Source organism: Nostoc sp. LEGE 12447, assembly GCF_015206985.1.
GTDB lineage: Bacteria > Cyanobacteriota > Cyanobacteriia > Cyanobacteriales > Nostocaceae > Nostoc.
This window is the reverse complement of record NZ_JADEXT010000013.1, coordinates 143,218-162,380: the sequence shown is the minus strand read 5'-3', so window position 1 is coordinate 162,380 and position 19,163 is coordinate 143,218. Positions and strand designations below refer to the sequence as shown.

Annotated in this window: 18 protein-coding genes; 7 read left to right on the top strand and 11 right to left on the bottom strand. The window is 41.3% G+C overall.

Annotated features, from left to right (window positions below):
• Positions 1-34: 34 nt before the first annotated feature.
• Positions 35-175: a hypothetical protein gene (locus tag IQ274_RS16085; RefSeq protein WP_194142843.1), complete on the bottom strand. Its 141-nt coding sequence runs from the start codon at positions 173-175 to the stop codon at positions 35-37.
• On the opposite strand from IQ274_RS16085, the gene IQ274_RS16080 reads away from it, so the two are divergent.
• Positions 174-389, top strand: coding sequence for a hypothetical protein (locus IQ274_RS16080; RefSeq protein ID WP_194142842.1), 216 nt, complete (start codon positions 174-176; stop codon positions 387-389). The two genes, IQ274_RS16085 and IQ274_RS16080, sit on opposite strands and share 2 nt — an antisense overlap.
• Before the next feature lie 136 nt (positions 390-525).
• Here IQ274_RS16080 and IQ274_RS16075 read toward each other — a convergent pair whose 3' ends face one another.
• Both IQ274_RS16075 and IQ274_RS16070 read right to left on the bottom strand, forming a co-directional pair.
• Positions 526-861, bottom strand: coding sequence for a type II toxin-antitoxin system HicB family antitoxin (locus IQ274_RS16075; protein WP_199346326.1), 336 nt, complete (start codon positions 859-861; stop codon positions 526-528).
• The gene (locus tag IQ274_RS16070; RefSeq protein WP_174711983.1) at positions 861-1,121 is read right to left on the bottom strand and encodes a type II toxin-antitoxin system HicA family toxin; all 261 of its coding nucleotides are present in this window, start codon (positions 1,119-1,121) and stop codon (positions 861-863) included. The genes IQ274_RS16075 and IQ274_RS16070 overlap by 1 nt, the downstream gene beginning before the upstream one ends.
• Before the next feature lie 96 nt (positions 1,122-1,217).
• Between IQ274_RS16070 and IQ274_RS16065 the strand changes: the two genes are divergently transcribed.
• Entirely contained in the window at positions 1,218-1,370 is a 153-nt protein-coding gene (locus tag IQ274_RS16065; protein ID WP_194142841.1) for a hypothetical protein, read from the top strand.
• A gap of 247 nt (positions 1,371-1,617) precedes the next feature.
• Here IQ274_RS16065 and IQ274_RS16060 read toward each other — a convergent pair whose 3' ends face one another.
• The 6 genes from IQ274_RS16060 to nfi form a co-directional block, all read right to left on the bottom strand.
• A complete protein-coding gene (locus IQ274_RS16060; RefSeq protein WP_194142840.1) occupies positions 1,618-2,742 on the bottom strand; it encodes a hypothetical protein in 1,125 nt (374 codons plus the stop codon).
• Between the two features lie 36 nt (positions 2,743-2,778).
• Entirely contained in the window at positions 2,779-4,590 is a 1,812-nt protein-coding gene (locus IQ274_RS16055; protein ID WP_194142839.1) for a P-loop NTPase fold protein, read from the bottom strand.
• Positions 4,591-4,826: 236 nt separating this feature from the next.
• Positions 4,827-8,813, bottom strand: a complete 3,987-nt coding sequence (locus IQ274_RS16050; protein WP_194142838.1) for a magnesium chelatase subunit H — start codon at positions 8,811-8,813, stop codon at positions 4,827-4,829.
• A gap of 512 nt (positions 8,814-9,325) precedes the next feature.
• Positions 9,326-11,284, bottom strand: coding sequence for an FHA domain-containing protein (locus IQ274_RS16045; RefSeq protein WP_194142837.1), 1,959 nt, complete (start codon positions 11,282-11,284; stop codon positions 9,326-9,328).
• Positions 11,285-11,357: 73 nt separating this feature from the next.
• Positions 11,358-11,897, bottom strand: coding sequence for an FHA domain-containing protein (locus tag IQ274_RS16040; protein ID WP_163936968.1), 540 nt, complete (start codon positions 11,895-11,897; stop codon positions 11,358-11,360).
• Between the two features lie 107 nt (positions 11,898-12,004).
• Positions 12,005-12,670: a deoxyribonuclease V gene (nfi, locus tag IQ274_RS16035; RefSeq protein WP_194142849.1), complete on the bottom strand. Its 666-nt coding sequence runs from the start codon at positions 12,668-12,670 to the stop codon at positions 12,005-12,007.
• A gap of 233 nt (positions 12,671-12,903) precedes the next feature.
• On the opposite strand from nfi, the gene IQ274_RS16030 reads away from it, so the two are divergent.
• The 5 genes from IQ274_RS16030 (at position 12,904) to IQ274_RS16010 (ending at position 16,565) form a co-directional block, all read left to right on the top strand.
• Positions 12,904-13,425, top strand: coding sequence for a hypothetical protein (locus tag IQ274_RS16030; RefSeq protein ID WP_194142836.1), 522 nt, complete (start codon positions 12,904-12,906; stop codon positions 13,423-13,425).
• Positions 13,426-13,603: 178 nt separating this feature from the next.
• On the top strand, positions 13,604-14,764 hold the full coding sequence (locus tag IQ274_RS16025; protein WP_194142835.1) for a hypothetical protein: 1,161 nt from the start codon (positions 13,604-13,606) through the stop codon (positions 14,762-14,764).
• 123 nt (positions 14,765-14,887) lie between these two features.
• Entirely contained in the window at positions 14,888-15,121 is a 234-nt protein-coding gene (locus IQ274_RS16020) for a hypothetical protein (RefSeq protein ID WP_194142834.1), read from the top strand.
• On the top strand, positions 15,109-15,555 hold the full coding sequence (locus IQ274_RS16015; RefSeq protein WP_163939354.1) for a type II toxin-antitoxin system VapC family toxin: 447 nt from the start codon (positions 15,109-15,111) through the stop codon (positions 15,553-15,555). The genes IQ274_RS16020 and IQ274_RS16015 overlap by 13 nt, the downstream gene beginning before the upstream one ends.
• Positions 15,556-15,599: 44 nt before the next feature.
• Positions 15,600-16,565 carry an aldo/keto reductase gene (locus IQ274_RS16010; protein ID WP_194142833.1) on the top strand — a complete coding sequence of 322 codons (966 nt, stop codon included), beginning with the start codon at positions 15,600-15,602 and terminating at the stop codon, positions 16,563-16,565.
• A gap of 31 nt (positions 16,566-16,596) precedes the next feature.
• Here the strand turns inward: IQ274_RS16010 and IQ274_RS16005 are convergent, their stop codons facing one another.
• Together IQ274_RS16005 and lpxB are read right to left on the bottom strand one after the other, a co-directional pair.
• On the bottom strand, positions 16,597-17,862 hold the full coding sequence (locus tag IQ274_RS16005; protein WP_194142832.1) for a DNA cytosine methyltransferase: 1,266 nt from the start codon (positions 17,860-17,862) through the stop codon (positions 16,597-16,599).
• A gap of 91 nt (positions 17,863-17,953) precedes the next feature.
• Positions 17,954-19,123, bottom strand: coding sequence for a lipid-A-disaccharide synthase (gene lpxB / locus IQ274_RS16000; protein WP_194142831.1), 1,170 nt, complete (start codon positions 19,121-19,123; stop codon positions 17,954-17,956).
• Positions 19,124-19,163 lie beyond the last annotated feature (40 nt).

Sequence of the window (19,163 nt, the reverse complement as noted above, 5' to 3'; positions counted from 1 at the left end):
AAATGCTGAGACACTCTATCCGACTGGTCATACATTATCTTAAGTATGGTTCAGTGCCGCTCACGATGTGAGGTACAAGTTTTATTCCAGCGATCGCCTGATTCATATTTTGATTCAGCAACGCCGAATAATCTATGATCGAGAAGCAGACTTGATTTACTGGAGTACTTTGCATGGTTTCAGCAGAATTAATCTCTACTTTGCGAGAACTTAGTCGAGCAGATAAGTTTTACATTATGCAGGTTTTAATCTCAGAGTTAGCCCAACAGGAAACCGATCTGATTAAGCCCGATCAGTCTTATCCTGTGTGGTCGCCTTATAATGCAGTTGAAGCCGCAGATACTATGTTAAAAGTGCTACAAGCTGCTAAAACTCAAGACTATGCGTAACGCACAACGGTATTCCTTTATCCCAATTGATGTTGCCAGCTACCTTACACTTCAGAGTAGCGGACGGAAGCCGTTGGTGGGGTAATCTGCAAGCTCAAAGCCTAACTCCTGAAGAACATATTTAGAATTATTGACTCTAAGTATTGATTACTTTATCCGCAGCACCAGTTAATATTTCATCCATCCAAGCATTTATGCTTTTGCCAGCCTTTTTAGCAGCAATAAATATTTTGCGGTGGTGTTCTGGAGTTGTGCGGAATGGAAGTTTACCAGAGAATGGTTTATCAGGCTCCTCTCCTAATTCTTCACAGAAAGCAAGATAATCATCAACAGAAATTTGAAATTCTTGACGCGCTTCGTCTACAGTTTTTGCCTTAAAGGTAATTACGTCATTAATATCTAGGACTTGGCCAAAAAGTATTCCCGCTTCTACATCTACTTCTATACTAGCTGTGTATCCTTTATAAGTCATCATATTTCAATTCCTGCCTTAATTAAAAATTCTCTAACAGATTTGACTGCTCCTTTATCTGTCTCATTTTGAGGATGCGGTTCGTGAAAAACAGCTTTCACATCATTTAATTTCACACGAACCCGCGAACCTCTACCTTGAGTAATATCAGCACCGAGAGCTATAAATAAACTTTCAATATCTTTCCAAAGAATATTAGATGGTACAGGATTTGTAAAAATTAACTCTAAAATCTGACGTTGTTTGTTATTGAGATCCATTTAACCAATACAATTACAGCCATCTTACAGTTAAGTTGAATATAGCCACAGATATAATGATATCATATTATGATATCATTAAAAATATAGAAGCGTATGCGTAGCTGGGGTACACTACACCTCCAAAATTTCCCCAAGTGCGTTAGTGTAGCTCACCGTAGGTATCGCTTGACAGAAAACCTCAAAAATCAAGCGATCACCTGTTGTCCAAGAATGAGCGATCGCCTTACAGAAAACCTCAAAAACTAAGCGATCGCCTGTTGTGGAAGGGTGAGTGCGATAGCTTTGCAGAAAACTTCAAAAACTAAGGGTAGACTGAGTGTGATCGCATTATCTAGGCATTCAATTCTCAGTTTTGTGAAGCTGCAAATACTATTGCTAGCTCGTATCACAACACCAACAAACCCGCCAATACTGCTCTAACGGCTCAACATCAGCTAATTTTTGACATCAACTCAATCTATAAGAGCAGCAATTGCACTTGGACTTCAGTACACTAATCCAGTGTAGGTGATTGCTCATTGAAAGTTTGTTCCCAATAACTACGCCAGTTATCTGAAAGTCCATAGAGTTTCTTGCGGGATGCTATTTCTTCAGTGTTTAACCATGATTGAGATTGCAGAGCCTTGCCTCGCAAAGCTTTTGAGATATTAGTGGGTTCTACCTTATTAATATCATCTACAAGATACTGGTTAATTATATTGGCAATTTCTGAGCCAGTGACTTGTTTTTTTCCTCTCGCCCTCAGTTCTACCAGTGCCCAAAAAATTTTTGGTGCTAAACTCCGTGGTGCAGTTTGGATATCAGCTAGCTCATGTGGAACTTGTATACTATTTGTTTCTTGCAAAAGCGTAGGTTTTTCAAAATCTTCAAATAAGGAGAGTTGAAATACTTGTGCTTCTTGCTTCTTTGTAGAAACAATTTCACTAATAGTTTCAGGCAGTCGATTTGGTAAGGCTACGCCTGCAACCCTGAGCAGTTTAGTTATCATATCCCTAAGCTTTTCCTCAGTTGTAGCAACTTCAGGAAAGTGCATTAAAACTTCACCTATTGGCTTCTCTTCTTCAAAAGATTCCACTAGATAACGTGCTACAATACTGTTTGCTTCAGTTTCAGATAAGAGATCTACACCAGTTTTATTGAGTGATTCTTCTGAGACAATAGTAATTACATCCCGAACTGCATCACAAAATTTTTCAAAGGCTTTACTTTTATGAAAAGGTAACTCACGCCCTATCATTGAAAGATAAATATTGTCAAAATAAACCTGTTTAATCATAACGACAGTAAGTGGAGAAGTACGAAAAGAATGAGATTCTTCCAATTCATAGTTTTTCGTGAAATCAGCTTCGGAAGGTATTTCCATACACTCTAAAAGCCGCTCACGCACCATTTCCCTAATTGCAAGTCGTGTCCATCTCTCATGGTAAGCATACATTCGTGTGAAATTTAGAATTTCTTTTAGGGTTGTTCCACGTCGTGATTCTGAGCTATGTCTTCCATAAAGTAACCTAAGTAGTAATCTAAGCTTTAAGAAATAACATGGATAACTTGGAAATACTGGATAGTATAAGTTTGGTAAGACAGATTTACCTCCACTGATGCTATTACCTGATAGCAATGCTGAAATTATATAAGAGACTGACCAAGCTTCTGGTTAACTACCTAGTGTTAAATGAAGATCGCGCAGAATATCAAGAAAATAGCGAACATTATGCCATGAAACTGCTGAAAGTAAATTAAGAGATTGATTAGCAGTACTAGCCGTTAGAAAAGTTAATTTAATTACTTGCGTATAGTTCAAAGAAAACTTATAAAATTCTGGCCAGTTAGGTTGATTACGCCAACGAGCTAAACGATGATCTTTCTTGGTTGGTTCTTTTGGTGCTTCCAAATTTTCCACATATTCAATACGTTTAGAAAGTACTTGTACTAGATCAGGTGTTTGAAGATGATAGACAATATCATCTGAACGCACGTCAAGAAATCCAAACTCTCTACCTCGAAAATAAGTCCCCTCACGCATCGTAATAATTACTGTTGATCCAGTTTGACTAGCAAGCTTGTGAGCAAATGTATAGGCTATTCTTTGATATCTATCTGATGTTCGATCAATATTGTCTAGAAAAACTACTACACCTTTTTTATTCTGACTTGCATAATATCTCCAACTTTTCTCTAAAAATTCATTGGGTGAGTCAGAAAGCTGCTCTAATAGTTCAGCTTCTTTAAGAGCTAAAAGCTGTGGGTCTTGCTCAAAAACTTTGGCATATGAGCCTCTGCGTAAATTTTGCAACTCTCTACCAAAAATTTTTCTGAGAGTTTCATGTTCGTAAGCTTCTGGACGCAAGTTTTTCCATTTTTTATTGATTTGCTGCCAAAGATATTCATTTATGCTCTCTGGTGTGCCATCGAATTCATTAATTAAGTCAATAATTAAATAATTAAATCTATTTCTGCTTTTTTGATGTGCTTCAATCAAAACTTTATTAATAAAGGTAGACTTTCCACATCCAACAGAACCTGCAATTAAAACTACTCGTCCTTTTCTATCACCTGATTCAGTAGGCAAAAAATGTGGACTATCATAATCGGGTGAAATGTCGGTAGCCTCTGGAATATAAATCGGGGATGTGTCTTGAAGGGTACGTTTTAACTCTCCTTGATACTGGTCTAATTTTGGATTTGTAACGAAGCATTGTTTGAGCATCATTCTCCGGCCTGGATCAACAATCTCCCCAAAAAAGTGATCGTAGAATTCTCGTATGTATTTCTCGGTATCATTAGAGCGCGACCATTTGATTTCAGGAAGTTTTGAGTTAGGAATACCACAAAAATCTGAAGGAAGAGAATTAAGTTCAGAAAAATGCTCTTCAAGGGAATTGTTAACTACACAAGGTTCAGAAAGGAGATCCCAAAACAGATCAAAGTGCGATACATTTGATAATAGATTGCCAAAATAAAAACATTGCAAATCATTGATAGTTTTATTCCTATTTGGAATTGCTTGCATGACTATCCATTCTGCACCATTGGTAATTACCGAATATGGCACTCCAGTTTCTTTTGCATAACCTTCAGCTTGGTTAATTACTTCACCAACTGAAGGGCCAAAAGAGGTGCGGATATAACTGAGTTGGTAAATTGTTTTCTTTAGCCCTGTTTGTGGACGTATGAACGTTTGTCCAATGCGTTTTGCTTCTACGATAAATCGTGGAATACCATCTGCTGTGATTAGATAATCTGTGAATCCAACGTGTTTTACCGGATGTTCTGGATTAAACTCTTCTTTGCTCCATCCTAGAGATTCAAGGATTTTATCAATGATTAAAAGACGAGTTTTAGCCTCGTTTTCTCCGCAGAGATTAGAACCTTTATCACCATACTGCCTTCGAAGACTAGCTAGAACTGCTAATGCTGATTCACGGCTTGGGATACTGCCTTGCGAAGTTTGATCTTTGGGTTTCATGTCTTTGGACTTTTCTTATCTAGTTAAGATAGTCAAACTCGATACAACTTTAGCTAAAAAAGAGTAGCTAGTTTATACCAAGATAGCCCACAGGGTTAGCTACTGAAAAATTACCGCTTATCTCAAAACATTGTTCTACAAATAACCTAGCAGTAACTTGATTCTGCTTGAAAAGTCAGATAAATGCAGAAGGCACGGTATTACCGTGCCTCCTGTCTTATTGGTTATGTATAAACCTAGTCTATCCCTTCAATCCGGTCTTCAACTTCTTGGTACAACTCGCGCAGACGATCTAAATTATCCTCGCTAGTCTCCCAATAACCGCGTCCATTCACTTCCAACAAAGTTGATACAATCTTGCGGAAAGAATGGGGATTAAGGTTCAGCAAGCGTTTCTGCATTTCTTCATCTTTGATGAAGGTTTCGTTAGTATCCTCATAAATCCAGTTATCCACAGCGCCAGCTGTCGCACTCCAACCTGTTGTATTCACCAACCGCTTGGATAGTTCGCGCACACCTTCGTAACCGTGAGACAGCATCCCCTCGTACCATTTGGGATTTAACAATTTGGTACGCGCATCCAAACGCACGGTTTCTGATAATGTCCGCACTTGGGCGTTAGCTGTGGTTGTATCTGCAATATAAGATGCTGGTTTTTTACCATCACCGCGCAGACTTGCCACCAACTTAGTGGGATCTGAATCGAAGTAGTGGGAAACGTCCGTTAAGCTAATCTCGGAAGAATCGAGATTTTGGAAAGTTGCATCAGCAGTTTTCAAAGTACTTTCAAAAATCTGCCGGGATTCGTCCATAATTCCGGGGTTATCGGAATTGAAGGAAAAGGATTTCCGATTGAGATACATTTCCTGCAACTCGGCTTCGCTATCCCAAGTGCTGTTTTCTACCGCCAAGTTGATATTTGACGAGTAGGAACCAGAAGCGTTGGAGAAAACGCGAGTCGCTGCTTGACGCAGATTAATCCCCATGTCTTCGGCTTGTTGCAAAGCGTGTTTGCGAACAAAGTTCATTTCTAAGGGTTCATCTGCCTCGGCTGCCATCTTCACGCCTTGGTCTAGCAGGTTCATTTGGTTGATGAACAAGTCGCGGAATACACCAGAACAGTTGATTACTACATCAATTCTGGGTCGTCCCAACTCTTCTAGAGATATCAATTCCAACTTGTTCACCCGTCCCAAGGCATCGGGAACTGGACGCACGCCCACCATCCACATAATTTGCGCTAGTGATTCACCGTAAGTTTTGATGTTATCGGTTCCCCAAAGGACGCAGGCGATGGTTTCTGGCCATTTTCCTTCATTTTCTGCCTTGTTACGTACCAAAAGCCTATCTACGACGATTTTGGCTGATTGTACTGCTGCTGTTGTTGGGATGGATTGCGGATCTAAAGCATGGATATTCTTACCTGTGGGTAATACATCCGGGTTGCGGATGGGATCGCCACCAGGGCCAGGTAGGATGTATTCACCTTCCAAGCCTCTGAGTAATGCTCCGAGTTCGTTGTCGGCACAAACTTGCTCTAGGCAGAATTCCAAATACTCAAATAGGGGTTTTAGGGCGGCGTTATCGACTTTGGGATAACCTGCTTTATGCAATGATTCTACCCAAGGTTCTTTTTTGCCCATGTTGAAGAAATTCAACCGGGAAACTAAAGAAACTCGTCCTTCCGCGTCGATTTGCTCTTGGACAAGGGCGGTAACTGCTGCACGGGTTGCTAAAGTGATATCTTGCAATAACTGGACATCTTCTAAAATGCCTCTGTCGTTATTTTGGTAAATATCGTCAATTTTACGTCCAAGGCTGTTAGCGATAATTCCCGGCAAGCCTTGAATTCCTTCTTCTTGACGATCTAGACTAGCAATGTTGACCAGAGTTGCGATCGCTTCTTCTGCACTTGGCGGTTTACCAATGACGTGCAAACCACAAGGCAACAACCGCGACTCGATTTCCATCAACTTGCGGTAGACGTTGCCAACAATATTATCGCGATCGTCGGCACTCATGTCTCTGGCATCGGTTTCTGGCAGGTGAATATCCTTATCCAGATTCACGATCCGGCATTTATCCATGATGCTGTTGACAATGGAAACACCGCGTCCACTATCTTTCAAAGTTTGGTAAGAAGCAATTAACTCGCTGAGTTCCTTCAAACCTTTATACAAACCAGCATTTTCTGCCGGCGGTGTCAAGTAGGAAATTGTTTCGGCGTAACTCCGACGTTTGGCAATTGTCGCTTCACTCGGATTATTGGCTGCGTAATAATACAAGTTAGGAATTGAGCCAATTAAGTTATCTGGGTAACAATCACCAGACATCCCCATCTGTTTACCTGGCATGAATTCTAAGGAACCGTGTGTACCAAAGTGCAGTACAGCATCAGCTTTCCAAACTTGTTCTAGGTAAGTGTAGTAAGCAGCAAAACCGTGGTGAGGACTAGCTGAACGGGAGAATAACAGCCGCATCGGATCGCCTTCGTAACCAAATGTAGGTTGGACACCGATGAAGACATTACCGAATTGCTTACCATAAATCAGCAAGTTTTGCCCGTCGCTGTTGAGATGTCCGGGAGGTGGGCCCCAGTTTTCCTCTAGGCGTTGAGAGTAGGGGGTTAATGCCTCATACTCAGGAACCGACATTTTGTAAGCAATGTTCAGTTCTGGGCTGTTGTACTGTGCCTGTGCGTCATGGATGACTTCTTGCATCAACGCTTCGGCGGATTCTGGCAATTCTGGTAAGTCGTAGCCGTTATTTTTGAGGGCTTTCATCACCTCGTAAATTGAGCCGAATACATCCAAGTAAGCGGCGGTTCCCACGTTGCCTTTATCTGGCGGGAAGCTGAAAACAGTGATGGCGACTTTTTTCTCCAGCTTCGGCTTGCGGCGGAGGTTCGCCCATTTTAAGGCGCGTTCGGCTACAGCTTCAACGCGATCGCGCAGTGCGATCGCTTTCCCTGTAGCCCCATCTCTACCCGATAATATAATTGGCTCAATTGCCCCATCCAATTCAGGAATCGCAATTTGCAAAGCTACTTGAATTGGATGTAACCCTAAATCGCTATCCATCCACTCTTCTGTGGTTTGAAATACTAAGGGTAATGCCACCATGTAAGGACGATTTAAGCGTTTGAGTGACTCAATTGCTTTGGGATGGTCTTGTCTGGCTGGGCCACCCACTAAAGCAAAACCAGTCAGCGATATCACTGCATCTACCAACTGTATATTGGTAGTTGGTTCATAGAAGTAAGCATCCACAGGCTTGGAGAAATCCAAACCACCAGCAAACACAGGTAATACCCGTGCGCCTAGTGCTTCCAACTCTTGCACCATTGCCACATAATGGGCATCATCGCCTGTAACTAGATGAGTGCGTTGCAATACTAACCCGACACAAGGAGCTAGGGGATCTTTTAGATCGCTAGAAATATCCTTACGAGCTGTATACCAATTGAGGTACTCTCTGACATCTTCAAACATACTGGGAGCCAAAGGATGCCAAATCCCTAAATCGGGATAAACCACCGGCTGTTCATACGTAGAAGGTGCAAAATTTTGTTTTTCTAAACCTTTAAATACATATTTATCAGCTAGCATCAGCAAGAAGTTTTCCAGATTTTCTGGAGAACCACCTAGCCAATACTGAAAACTGAGCATGAAATTTCGGGCATCCTGTGCCTTGTCCATTGGTAAAAACTTCAGCACTTGCGGCAGGGTTCGCAAAAGCTTCAGCATCCCATCTTGGAATCCCGCACCGGATTTTTCTTTGCGTTTCCGCATGAATTGGGCGATCGCACTTTTTGACTGACCCAACTGTGCCAAGGAAAAGCTGCCCATTTTACTCAGGCGCATTACCTCTGGCATTGAGGGAAAGACAACGGAAACATCGAGATGATCGCGGTGTGGTTCTACTGCTGCTACAACTTTCTGTGCTAAGTCTTCGATGAAAATGAGGGAAGCGATGAAGATATTCGCATTCTCAATTTCTCGTTTGAACTCCTCGTAATTCTCAGGGTCGCGGAGTTCCTCAATCAAGTACCCGCTGATTTCAATCGCCAAGTTGGGATTGTTCGCGTTAATGGTGCGAACTGCTTGCGACAAAGCACTCTGGTACTGGGACTCAAGCACGACATAGACCACCTTGATTAAACTACGTCCGCGTAAGTTATCAGGCGCAATGTGTCTAATGGTGGACTTGACGTGTGTGAACATGCTTCTTCGGCTCCTTTGATGCGTGTTCTCTGAAGGAAGTTCCTAGCGGCATCATCAGCCACAGGTAACTTGTGATCTTTAGGCAATATCTGTTTTTTATCAGAAAACGCTTGCCCAGTAGGCATTTTATCCCCTATATGACACAAATCGATATAAAAAACGAAATATTTCTTTGTAATTGTTGACTTTATATAAAAGTACTGGCTCACTTATTTGTAAACTTTTTGTAATATATTTTTATAGTTAAATAGCTATTTATCTATATTATTGCAGCTACAAAACAAAACCCGCACAAGCGGGTTGTAAAATTTTGATGTTTGGCGAAATGCTTAGGCGTAGAGGATTGTAGACATCGCCTAATTACTATAATTTCTTAATTAAAAATAAAGTTTAGCTTCTAACTGTTTCAAAATCTTCTTTGGATCGTTCTTATCTCACTTCAGAAATTTTCAAGCAGCAAAACCGGCAACAGTTAAATACTGTATTTTTCCTGTCTCGTGCAATTTCTTAAACTAAGGTGACTGATTTAACACCCACTTCAACCACTGCCTAAAAGAACTTATAGTATTCAAACGATTAATTCCAGTAGCACGGGTGGCAGCTAGTCCATCAACGGCGACTAATGCAGCATATTGCAAGCCCAAAAAACTATCAACGGCAGCATAAGGGCCACCTAAAGTAATAGCCCCAGCAGCATACATTTGACCTTTGCCACTACGCATTTCTACTAGTTCAAAATTGTTTGCTACAGTCAATCGCCCCAGATGATTGACAGGGAGATTGTAATGTTTCACTAAATCTGCTATCAGAGGATTGGCATCTACTTTAGCATCAAGTCCCGTAGCATCAACAATAAAATCAGCTAGCAATTTTATTTCCCCAAAGCTTTGCTCTCGGATACTGGTAATAGTTCGGTTGTGGGCATCTCGTTCTACATCCAAAACCTCACCGAAGGTAATTTGATACCAGCCTTCGCTGATACCCTGGGCAGTAATTTGCTGCCAGTCTTGGCGGTCGGCGGTGGTAGTTCCACCCCAGTCTGCTAATAAACGCTTGCGTTCATCGGGGGTGGCTTTTTCTAACATTGCCCGGAGTTCGCCGCCCCAACAGGCTTTTGGCCAGTTAAAGGGTTGAAATTCGTAATGATTTTTGACTAGGCGCTGGGTATTTTGAAATTTGTTGCCTTGAGGTTTAGGCGATCGCATTAAATGCAAAACTGCAATATTCCGATTTCGCTTTCTGGCTTCATAAATGCGCTGAATAATCCGCGAAGCCACAATTCCCCGCCCCCGAATCAATACCGTACCACCTTGTCGCTCTAGTTGCTCATAAACATGATCGTGGGCTTCATAAGCATTGACGACAGATTTAAAATCTTGATATTTTTCTCTATAAGCTTGCAAATCTGGAAGAAATTGAATTGCTGGATACCCAGTAGCTAAATGTAAATAACGAGTAACTAAAAAAGCATAATTTCCTGGGGCGCGAGAATAGGCCACGCAATATCTGCCATCATCAGTTTTGCGAATTGCCCTAACTCGTCCATAACGATAAATTTGATTCCAGCCAATGCGCTTCGCTTCCCGGTCTATGGAATCAAAGACATTACCCGCACGGGGTGTATAAGTTTCAGCAAATGTTGGTTCAGCAAACACTTGCCATAGGTACTTCAATGCTGAGTTTATCTGTCCCTTGCTGCAATCACGCCAAGCTTCGCGCAAGGCATAACTAGGCCAACCCCAAATATTATCAGGGCAAGAGTCAGAATTAGAACGCAGTCTTTCATATAAGGGAATTTGCGAATTCAAACAAAGGCGCTTGTAACGAGCATAAGGCTCTGCTTCCAATCCCAAAGCTACAATCTTGTCAGCACGCACACCACTAAGTCGCAGCAAATCAGCCCAAACAAAGCTACCCAATCCCGCCCCGATCGCTAGATAATCAGATTCATCTACTGATAGACCTGTAGCATGAAGCGCTTGGACGGCGACATTTTCCGATTGAAACGCTAGTGGCGGGAAATTACTTGCCAAGGGCGTTAGCGGCTGGGCTACAGGCAATGTGGGGTCTGGAAGATTGGTATTTGCGTTGAAGTGAATTGTTGAAGGGGGGCTGGTATCTGGTTCAGAGACGCTAGCACCAAATTTCACTGTGATTAGGTATGGGCCAATTTGCAATGTATCGCCATTAGCCAAAACACTGCGTGTTTGTTGTTTACCGTTGACATATACACCGTTAACGCTGCCTTGGTCAATCACCACTAGCTGGTCTTGTTCCCAGTCAATTAGGGCATGGTAACGAGAAACCTCGTTACTGTTAAGCAGCATCCGAGAAACGCGCATTCCCCTAAGTTCGGCAGGTAAGCGAGGGAATTCTCGACCAAAAGCGATCGGTATATTCAACCTTGGTTCTCGCCGTTCTCCTGTCGCTGGTTCTTCCCAACTCAATTGAATTTGTAAGTCATTTGTCATTTGTCATTTGTCATTTGTCATTGGTCATTGGTCATTAGACTTGTTCAATAATTCCCCCTTGTCTCCCTTGTCCCTAACTACCGGGTGCTACTAACACACTCACAGCCGCAGCCAAAGATGTCCCACACCAATGACAACCAATTTGTAGATTCTCTCCTGGGGAAACTTTATGACATTTGGGGCATTCTAAACCATAAATTTTTAGCGCTGGTGCGGGAGGTGTTGGTGAATGGTGATGATGTCCGGGATGCGGTGGCATTAAAATTGTTGCTGGAATGCTGCCTGTGGAAACTTGAGTAACGTTGAGTTTTACTTGTCCTAAAGAGATATTAGTACCCTCTGTTAAAGGCATTTCACCTTGGACTAATTGCCGTCCATCGACAAGGGGGGGATTTTGCGATCGCAAATTTCTGATATAAAAGCGCTGTTGCTGGTGATGAAAAAAGATTTCAACGTGCAGACCAGATACAGTAGGATGACTCAAAATAATATCGCACCGTAGGGGATCGCGACCAATGCGGACAGTACCAGGATTTTGACTTGGCTGTTGTTCGTAAATGTTCTGAGTTTTATCTTGACCTGCATCGTGCCACTGTAAAGTTAGTGCGTTCATTGTTCTAACTTCGTAAATCGTATTTAGCTACTTCAACTTCCTTCTGTGCGATTCCTAACATGATTGAGCCGGTGGAAGCAAGTATTTAGAAAAAACTTCAACAAGCTTTATCTATCCGATGCTAATTTATCAGCGATGCGTGTAGTTTCTGGCAGCCGATATTTTGGCGTGCAGCGTAATACATAGTCAATTGCTGTAGGTAAACTAATGCGATGACCACTGGAGATGTAGAGAGGTTTTACCCCGGTGCGCGATCGCAAAACAGCCCCAACGGTTTCATCCTTATATATCAGTGGTTGGCTGCTGCCTTTGGTTTCTGCCAATTCCTCATACTTCCCTACCAACCTGGACTTAGCTACACCAATTGTTGGCATATCTATCAGTAACCCTAAATGGCTAGCTATACCTAATCTCCGGGGATGAGCAATTCCTTGACCATCACACAGGATGATATCTGGTGTTGTTTGAATTTTCTCCAAAGCATCGAGAACAGCTGGAATTTCCCGAAATGAGAGGAACCCAGGAACATAAGGAAAGGTAGTAGGGCGGTGTGCTAGGCTCGTCTCAATTACTTGTAAATCAGGAAAACTCAGTACTGCTACAGCCGCCCGGCTAATGGTTCCATCAGCTTCAAAACCCATATCCACTCCAGCAACGTACTGGATCGGTTCTTCTAGTTGATCCTCAGTAATTACTTGATCTCGCAGCTTTTCTTGGATAACTATGGCTTCTTCCAGCGTTGAAGGCCAAGCATGATCTCGATAAAACTTCATATTCAAAATGGGAATTAAATTGATTAATATTAATCCTGTTAATTTGGCAAGGGCAAAAACCGATGTTGATCCAGGGAAATATATTTTTTACAAAAGTCTGTGAAAGACTATCTTTATATTAAATATTTTACCCTAAGTTAGTTGATATTTTGCATCATAATGTTACTTAAGGCTGTTAAGAGGGAATTCTAAGAATATAAGCTTATTTTCCTAGATTTTCTCTTTTAGTGGTTATGACACAGCCGAATATTCTGGAACTTGCAAAACAGGGAGATGTAGATGCGATCGCATCTCTGATGAACCGCCACCTACACCCCAAAGGGATCACTGCAAAAGTTGCCTTTCAAGATGCTTGGTTAGAGGTAACGCTAGAATCTGCCCAAGTACCAAATCAGCAAATTTTAGTTGCATTTATCCGCAAAGGTTTAACTGGTTTAGGGGCTGCATCTATTGAAAACGTGAAAATTTACGGACAACAAACGGGTAGGAAGTTTCCAGCTTGGACTAAAGAGTTTAATCTAGGCATAGTAGACGATGAACTAGAAGCAGCAGATAATGAAGAGTCTTCTAGTGAACCTCAATTTTTAACTATTTTTATTAATTTAAGTGGCGATACAGCGCGGGGATTAACAAACCAAGATTTTGAATCTATTGCTAATAAAATAAGCTCTGATATTTTATCATCTTGTACTGACGTTTTTATTCAAAAAGTCAGTATTAGTAATGGTAGCTCTGTGATTACAAAGGAACGTTAGTATTTAATTTTCCTGATCCAGAGGTTCAGAAAAAGAATCTAAAGTAGGGGCTTCTGCCAAAAATTCAATAAATAAAGGAAATTTTAAATATATAACTCTAAAAATTTTGGAGATGTTGCTTTTGCCTGTATGTGGGGAATCCTAAGATAGAGAATAATTTATCAGTTCTTCGCATCTATTGGTTATGAAACAGCCGAGTCTTCAGGAAGTTACTAAGCAAAAACTACAAAACTTTTATTGGCCTTTATGGTTTCCTTATCCTAGCTCTTGGTTAAAAGCATTAATTTTAAATCTATTTCTCAGCTTTATTATATTTATACTCAGTAATCCTGGAAAGGTAGGCTACCGTATCACATACTTGGTACAAAGCCCAGAATTATTTGCTATATTGACAATACTGTTAATCCTATCTCCAATTCCTATAATTTCTTTCACTCATCACTTCTTACACCTACTTATAAGTCATTTTATATCAGAAATCCAAGCACCAGAAATAGGTAGAACAAAAGGATTATTTCCAGGAATAATGAGTTGGTGGGAAGGATTGTATGCTTGGCTTGTAATTGCAATTTCTACACTGACAGCAGCTTTTTTATCGACAATGCTTTTGTCATTACTTAACATTAGTTACACCAAACTAGTTGAATACTACACAGAAATTGAAAATAAAATAATAGTAATATTTGGGCTGTTTTATATTTCTAGTGGGGCACTAACTTATCAAATTGAATATTTGGTCAGACACCGAATAATATCTGCTTACTCTGGCACTAAAGAAACAGATACAACTAAATCCAAGACTAATTTAAATAAAGATCAAGAACTTAATAGATTGCGCGGGGAAATGGGTTTACACAAAATGACATCCAATATTTTATCGAATGATGAAGAAACTCCAATCATTAAGACTCAGTATAAATATCGTAATTTCAAAAAAGCTTTGATGTTCGTTTTTTTTGTATTTTCAATTGCTGTAGTGATATTATTATCTTTTAAATTTGGAGAAATTCTTCCTCTAACATTTAAAACCAATACACAAATACCATCAAAGTCTGTATTAGTTACACCCTCACCAGTCATTTCAGAATCTCCAATTGTGTTACTTCAAACTGATACATTTCGAGAAGCAGTAAGTAAAGCAATTAATGCAGCTAACCTTACTCAATTAGCAAAATCTCCAGATGAGTGGAAGACAGTTGTGACTCAGTGGGAAGCTGCGATCGCACTTATGAAAACTGTGCCATCTTCCAGCCCAAATTATGCAATTGCTCAACAAAAAATCATAGAGTATCAGAAAAATATCACCTACGCTCAGAAAAATGCCGTCGGTAGTAAGTAATGCGATCGCACCTCAAAATTAAGCTAGAAAAGGCAGTGCGTAGCTTGCTGCCGTAGGCATCGCTCTGATTTTCACCTATCCTGATAGAAATGGGATGTTCGACACTAATGAGGATAAATTATCATGCTTAATGGACTCAGGCAACAGGCGATCGTCAAACCTGGTGGTGTAGTAGAAATCTCTTCTCCAGAACTTCCAGCAGGTGCAACAGTAGAGGTGATAGTACTTCTGGAGTCACCCCCAAAGCATTCTGAAAAGCCCTTAACTAGCTTTATCGGTTCTGCTAAAGGCAGTTTTGCGACACCGGAAGAAGTGGATAAGTTTATTCGTCAAGAACGAGATGCATGGGAATTCTAGATGCTATTCAAGGCACAAAGGTATACCTCGATACCAACATTTGGATCTATGCTTTAGAAGGACATCCAGCATTTGCCCAAGATTTAACCCAGTTATTCCAAAGTATTGATCGAGGTAACTTGAGTGTAGTAACTAGTGAATTATCACTTGCTGAAGTATTGGTAAAACCTTTCCAAAATCATGACTTAGCTCAACAGACAACTTACCAACAACTGATTAGCAATTCACAAAATTTAACAGTGATTCCTGTCAGTCGTCAGATTTTAATTGAAGCTGCTCAACTTCGTGCCAGTATTAACATCAAATTACCAGATGCTATCCATTCAGCAACAGCACTGTTGACTCAATGTTCTACTTTTCTAACCAACGATCAGCGCTTTCGCAGTGTTCCTAAACTATCAGTAATTTTGCTTTCTGAGATTAATCCCCCCTAGCTAAAATTTTATAATAAAAAGTAATTTCGCCCCCGAAGCCAATTATGACAGAAGGAAAGACGCGGCGTAATTTCCTAATTACCAGCATTGCTGTAACTGGAGGTATTGTGGCAACTAATGCTTTACAGCAAAATAGTACTAACACCGCAACACCGCCAGCAACTATGCCAGAACGGATGCTGGGACGCACGCAAGTAAATCTTCCGATCTTCGGGTTAGGAGGAGCAGGACAAACGCCACTATCCTGGGAAGGAAAAGAGGGTAATGCTACAGCAATAATTCAAAGAGCGCTGGAACTTGGCATTCGCTACTTTGATACGGCGGCTAGTTATGGGCCGAGTGAAGATTATTTAGGTAAAGTGCTACCATCCCATCGCTCAAAGATATTTCTAGCCAGCAAGACTGATAAAAGAGATCGGGATGGAGCTTGGCGAGAATTGGAGCGATCGCTAAAACGTCTCAATACAGATTATCTCGATTTGTGGCAGTTGCACCACGTTTCTTTTTCTCAAGAACTCGACACTATCTTTAGTCCATCTGGCGCAATTAAAGCTTTAGAAGAAGCCATACAACAAAAACTGGTGCGCTTCGCAGGTATTACCGGACATCACGACCCTCAAGTGATTGCCGAAGGGTTACGTCGCTATCCTTTCCACACTACGCTGATTCCTGTGAGTGCCGCCGACCAACACCACCCACGTCCATTTATCCCAGTAGTTTTACCAGTTGCTCAAGAAAAAAATGTCGGTGTGATTGCCATGAAAGTCCCGGCTTATGGTCGACTGTTTAAACCAGGTGGGTTGACAGGTATGGAGCAAGCTTTAGGTTACACAATGTCTCAGCCTGGAGTTCATTGTTGTGTAATTGCGGCAGAAACCATTTCACAATTAGAGAATAATGTCAAGATAGCGCGGGCTTTTGTGCCTCTTAAAAAGGAAGAATTGACAGCGATCGCTCAACGCACTGCTAATATCTGGGAAGATAGTACATTCTTCCGTGCTTGGACTTAGCCCGACCTTGCACATATTACAAAGTGTATTATTACTCACGCTGATAATATTGTTCCGCTTGCGACATTTTAAACTGTAGTAGCTTCTCGTCTCCCAACTTGTATCGCAAACTCGGCTTAAAAGGGGAAATATTCAAACTACGAATAATTTCACCAGCCACAGCCTTTGCTAGTAGCGGTGGTACAGAGTTACCAACTTGCCGAAAACCGTGCCATTTAGTTACATGAAATCTAAACCAATCGGGATAGGAATGTAATCTCGCCGCTTCCCTGACTGTAATACAACGAGGCGTAAATGGATGAATCGGTCTAGGAGATGTGAAAGAACCCCTATACTTATCTGTTCCGGCTCTTAAAGTATTGCAGACACCAGCAGGATGTAGCTTATGAAAACGACTAATTTTTTCTCTTTCACCTTGTTCAGTTTCCTGAAAACGTTGAATAGTTTCCGCAGAATGTTTTGTTCTTAAACTTGAAGTAAGGATTCGTAAATCATATTCACGTTTATAAGAATAATCATTTTTTAGGCATTTAAGACCGCGAAGTAGACAAGCATAATTACTAGGCTTTTCGTATTCTCCAACAACCCAATCTCTTGTTACTAACTCAGGATATTTTTCTATGTCTGGTAAATCTTTAATCGCATCCCATACTGTAGGACTCAAGGGTATATCAGATAGTTTTTTAGAAGTTAAATTATTTGGTATTGCTGGTTTTGTAATCGGCTGAGGATATTTAGGTAATTCTACATCCTCCCTTGCACCGATGAGAAATAATCTCTCCCGCGACTGTGGTACTCCGTAATTTGCCGCGTTGAGAATTTGGTAATTTTCTTCTACTTTATAACCGTAAATTTGAAACTCGCTAATTAATGTTTGGAGGATTTGTTTATGTTTACCAACCGTTATCCCTCGAACATTTTCCATTACAAAAAATTTCGGTTTTAGCTCAAAAACCAGCCGATGAAAGTGAAACACTAAAGAATTTCGCGGATCATCAACAACCCGTTTACCAATTAGAGAAAATCCTTGACATGGTGAGCCACAAATTACCACATCAATTTCGCGATCGCCAATTTTAGACCGACTCCTAATTTCTTCACCGGTTGTATCCACAACACTTTGACATAACACTGAGCAATAAGGAAAGTTAAACTCATGTGTTGCACAGTGGATAGGGTCGATTTCTACAGACGCTAGCACGTCAAAACCAGCTTGTTCAAAGCCAAGAGTCATACCACCCGCGCCAGCGAACAAATCAACTGCGATCGCTCTTTGTTTTCTCATCTCATAAGCCATGACACCTCTAAAGGGATTGGGGGTTGGGTATTGGGTATTGGGTATTGGGGATTGAGTATTAAATATACAAAATTTTCCCAGTCCCCAATCCCTAATCCCCACTCCCCGCCACCATTTGCAAAATCTCTTGAGCAGCGCGATCGCACACTCCAACTTCTCCTAAACTCCGCCGCATTTCTTCATAATCTAGCAAAGTTTGCTCTCTGCGGCTGGGATTGAGTAGTAGTTCCATCGCGGCTTGGATAATATTCTCTGCTGTGGCTTGCTCTTGTAAAAATTCTGGCACAATCGGCTTCATCACAACTAAGTTGGGTGGCGATGCAAAGGCGATAGAACCTTTGAGGATTTTACGAGCTATCCAAGCAGTCAGGCGACTGAGGCGGTAAACTACAACTTGGGGCACATTTAACAGAGCAAGTTCTAAATTGACAGTACCAGATTTACTAATGGCTAAATCAGCCGCAGCAAAAACTTCCATTTGTTGACCTGATAAAACTGTCGCCCGTAAACCGTAACGCCTAATAGCCTCTTCAATTGGCTGTCTATAGACTTCCAAAGATAGGGGAATCCAGAAATGAACTTCAGGTAATTTAGCTTGAAGAGTTTGGGCAGCTTGAAAAATAATTGGTAAAAGATATTTTAATTCTTGGCGGCGAGAGGCGGGGAGAAGTGCGATCGCAATTTGTTCTGGCGCAATCCCCAGTGTTGCACGCGCTGCTTGGCGACTGGGAGCGTCTTGCATTCGGTCAATCAAAGGATGCCCTACCCAAGTAACTTTTGCCCCTTGCTCACGAAAAAAACGGGCTTCTTGTGGAAAAATTGCCAACAGCTTATCTGTAAAACCAACAATCCGGTTAGTTCTACGTAAACTTAATGACCAAGCCCATTCTTGGGGAGCAATATAATAGACCACAGGCACATCTGGTAGCTGCTGTTTCATATAAGTCCCAATTTCCAGATTAGGAGTCATATAATCGATCAGCACTACTAAATCTGGTGGATTTTGTTTTAGAGAAGCGATCGCCTGACGTTGTACCTGGAGAGTAGGTAAAATATAAGGCAAACCTTCTAGAATACCCATTGAGCCAATACTACTAGTATTGCCCAGCAGAATTGCCCCAGCCTCCAACATTTTTTCGCCACCCAGCGCCACAATCTCTAATTTCAACCCAATCGCCATAGCTTGACGCTTCAGCGCTGTAATTAGCAGCGACCCTTGTAAATCGCCAGATACTTCGCCAGTGCTGATAAAAATCCGCATTTGATAATTGGTAATTAGTAAAAACTTAAGAATGAATACT

Bases quoted from the DNA above. Each gene is read 5' to 3' on its own strand.
- IQ274_RS16080 (WP_194142842.1), top strand. From the start codon at position 174: ATGGTTTCAGCAGAATTAATCTCTACTTTGCGAGAACTTAGTCGAGCA.
- IQ274_RS16085 (WP_194142843.1), bottom strand. From the start codon at position 175: ATGCAAAGTACTCCAGTAAATCAAGTCTGCTTCTCGATCATAGATTAT.
- IQ274_RS16075 (WP_199346326.1), bottom strand. From the start codon at position 861: ATGACTTATAAAGGATACACAGCTAGTATAGAAGTAGATGTAGAAGCG.
- IQ274_RS16070 (WP_174711983.1), bottom strand. From the start codon at position 1,121: ATGGATCTCAATAACAAACAACGTCAGATTTTAGAGTTAATTTTTACA.
- IQ274_RS16065 (WP_194142841.1), top strand. From the start codon at position 1,218: ATGCGTAGCTGGGGTACACTACACCTCCAAAATTTCCCCAAGTGCGTT.
- IQ274_RS16055 (WP_194142839.1), bottom strand. From the start codon at position 4,590: ATGAAACCCAAAGATCAAACTTCGCAAGGCAGTATCCCAAGCCGTGAA.
- IQ274_RS16050 (WP_194142838.1), bottom strand. From the start codon at position 8,813: ATGTTCACACACGTCAAGTCCACCATTAGACACATTGCGCCTGATAAC.
- IQ274_RS16045 (WP_194142837.1), bottom strand. From the start codon at position 11,284: ATGACAAATGACTTACAAATTCAATTGAGTTGGGAAGAACCAGCGACA.
- IQ274_RS16040 (WP_163936968.1), bottom strand. From the start codon at position 11,897: ATGAACGCACTAACTTTACAGTGGCACGATGCAGGTCAAGATAAAACT.
- nfi (WP_194142849.1), bottom strand. From the start codon at position 12,670: ATGAAGTTTTATCGAGATCATGCTTGGCCTTCAACGCTGGAAGAAGCC.
- IQ274_RS16030 (WP_194142836.1), top strand. From the start codon at position 12,904: ATGACACAGCCGAATATTCTGGAACTTGCAAAACAGGGAGATGTAGAT.
- IQ274_RS16020 (WP_194142834.1), top strand. From the start codon at position 14,888: ATGCTTAATGGACTCAGGCAACAGGCGATCGTCAAACCTGGTGGTGTA.
- IQ274_RS16015 (WP_163939354.1), top strand. From the start codon at position 15,109: ATGGGAATTCTAGATGCTATTCAAGGCACAAAGGTATACCTCGATACC.
- IQ274_RS16010 (WP_194142833.1), top strand. From the start codon at position 15,600: ATGACAGAAGGAAAGACGCGGCGTAATTTCCTAATTACCAGCATTGCT.
- IQ274_RS16005 (WP_194142832.1), bottom strand. From the start codon at position 17,862: ATGGCTTATGAGATGAGAAAACAAAGAGCGATCGCAGTTGATTTGTTC.
- lpxB (WP_194142831.1), bottom strand. From the start codon at position 19,123: ATGCGGATTTTTATCAGCACTGGCGAAGTATCTGGCGATTTACAAGGG.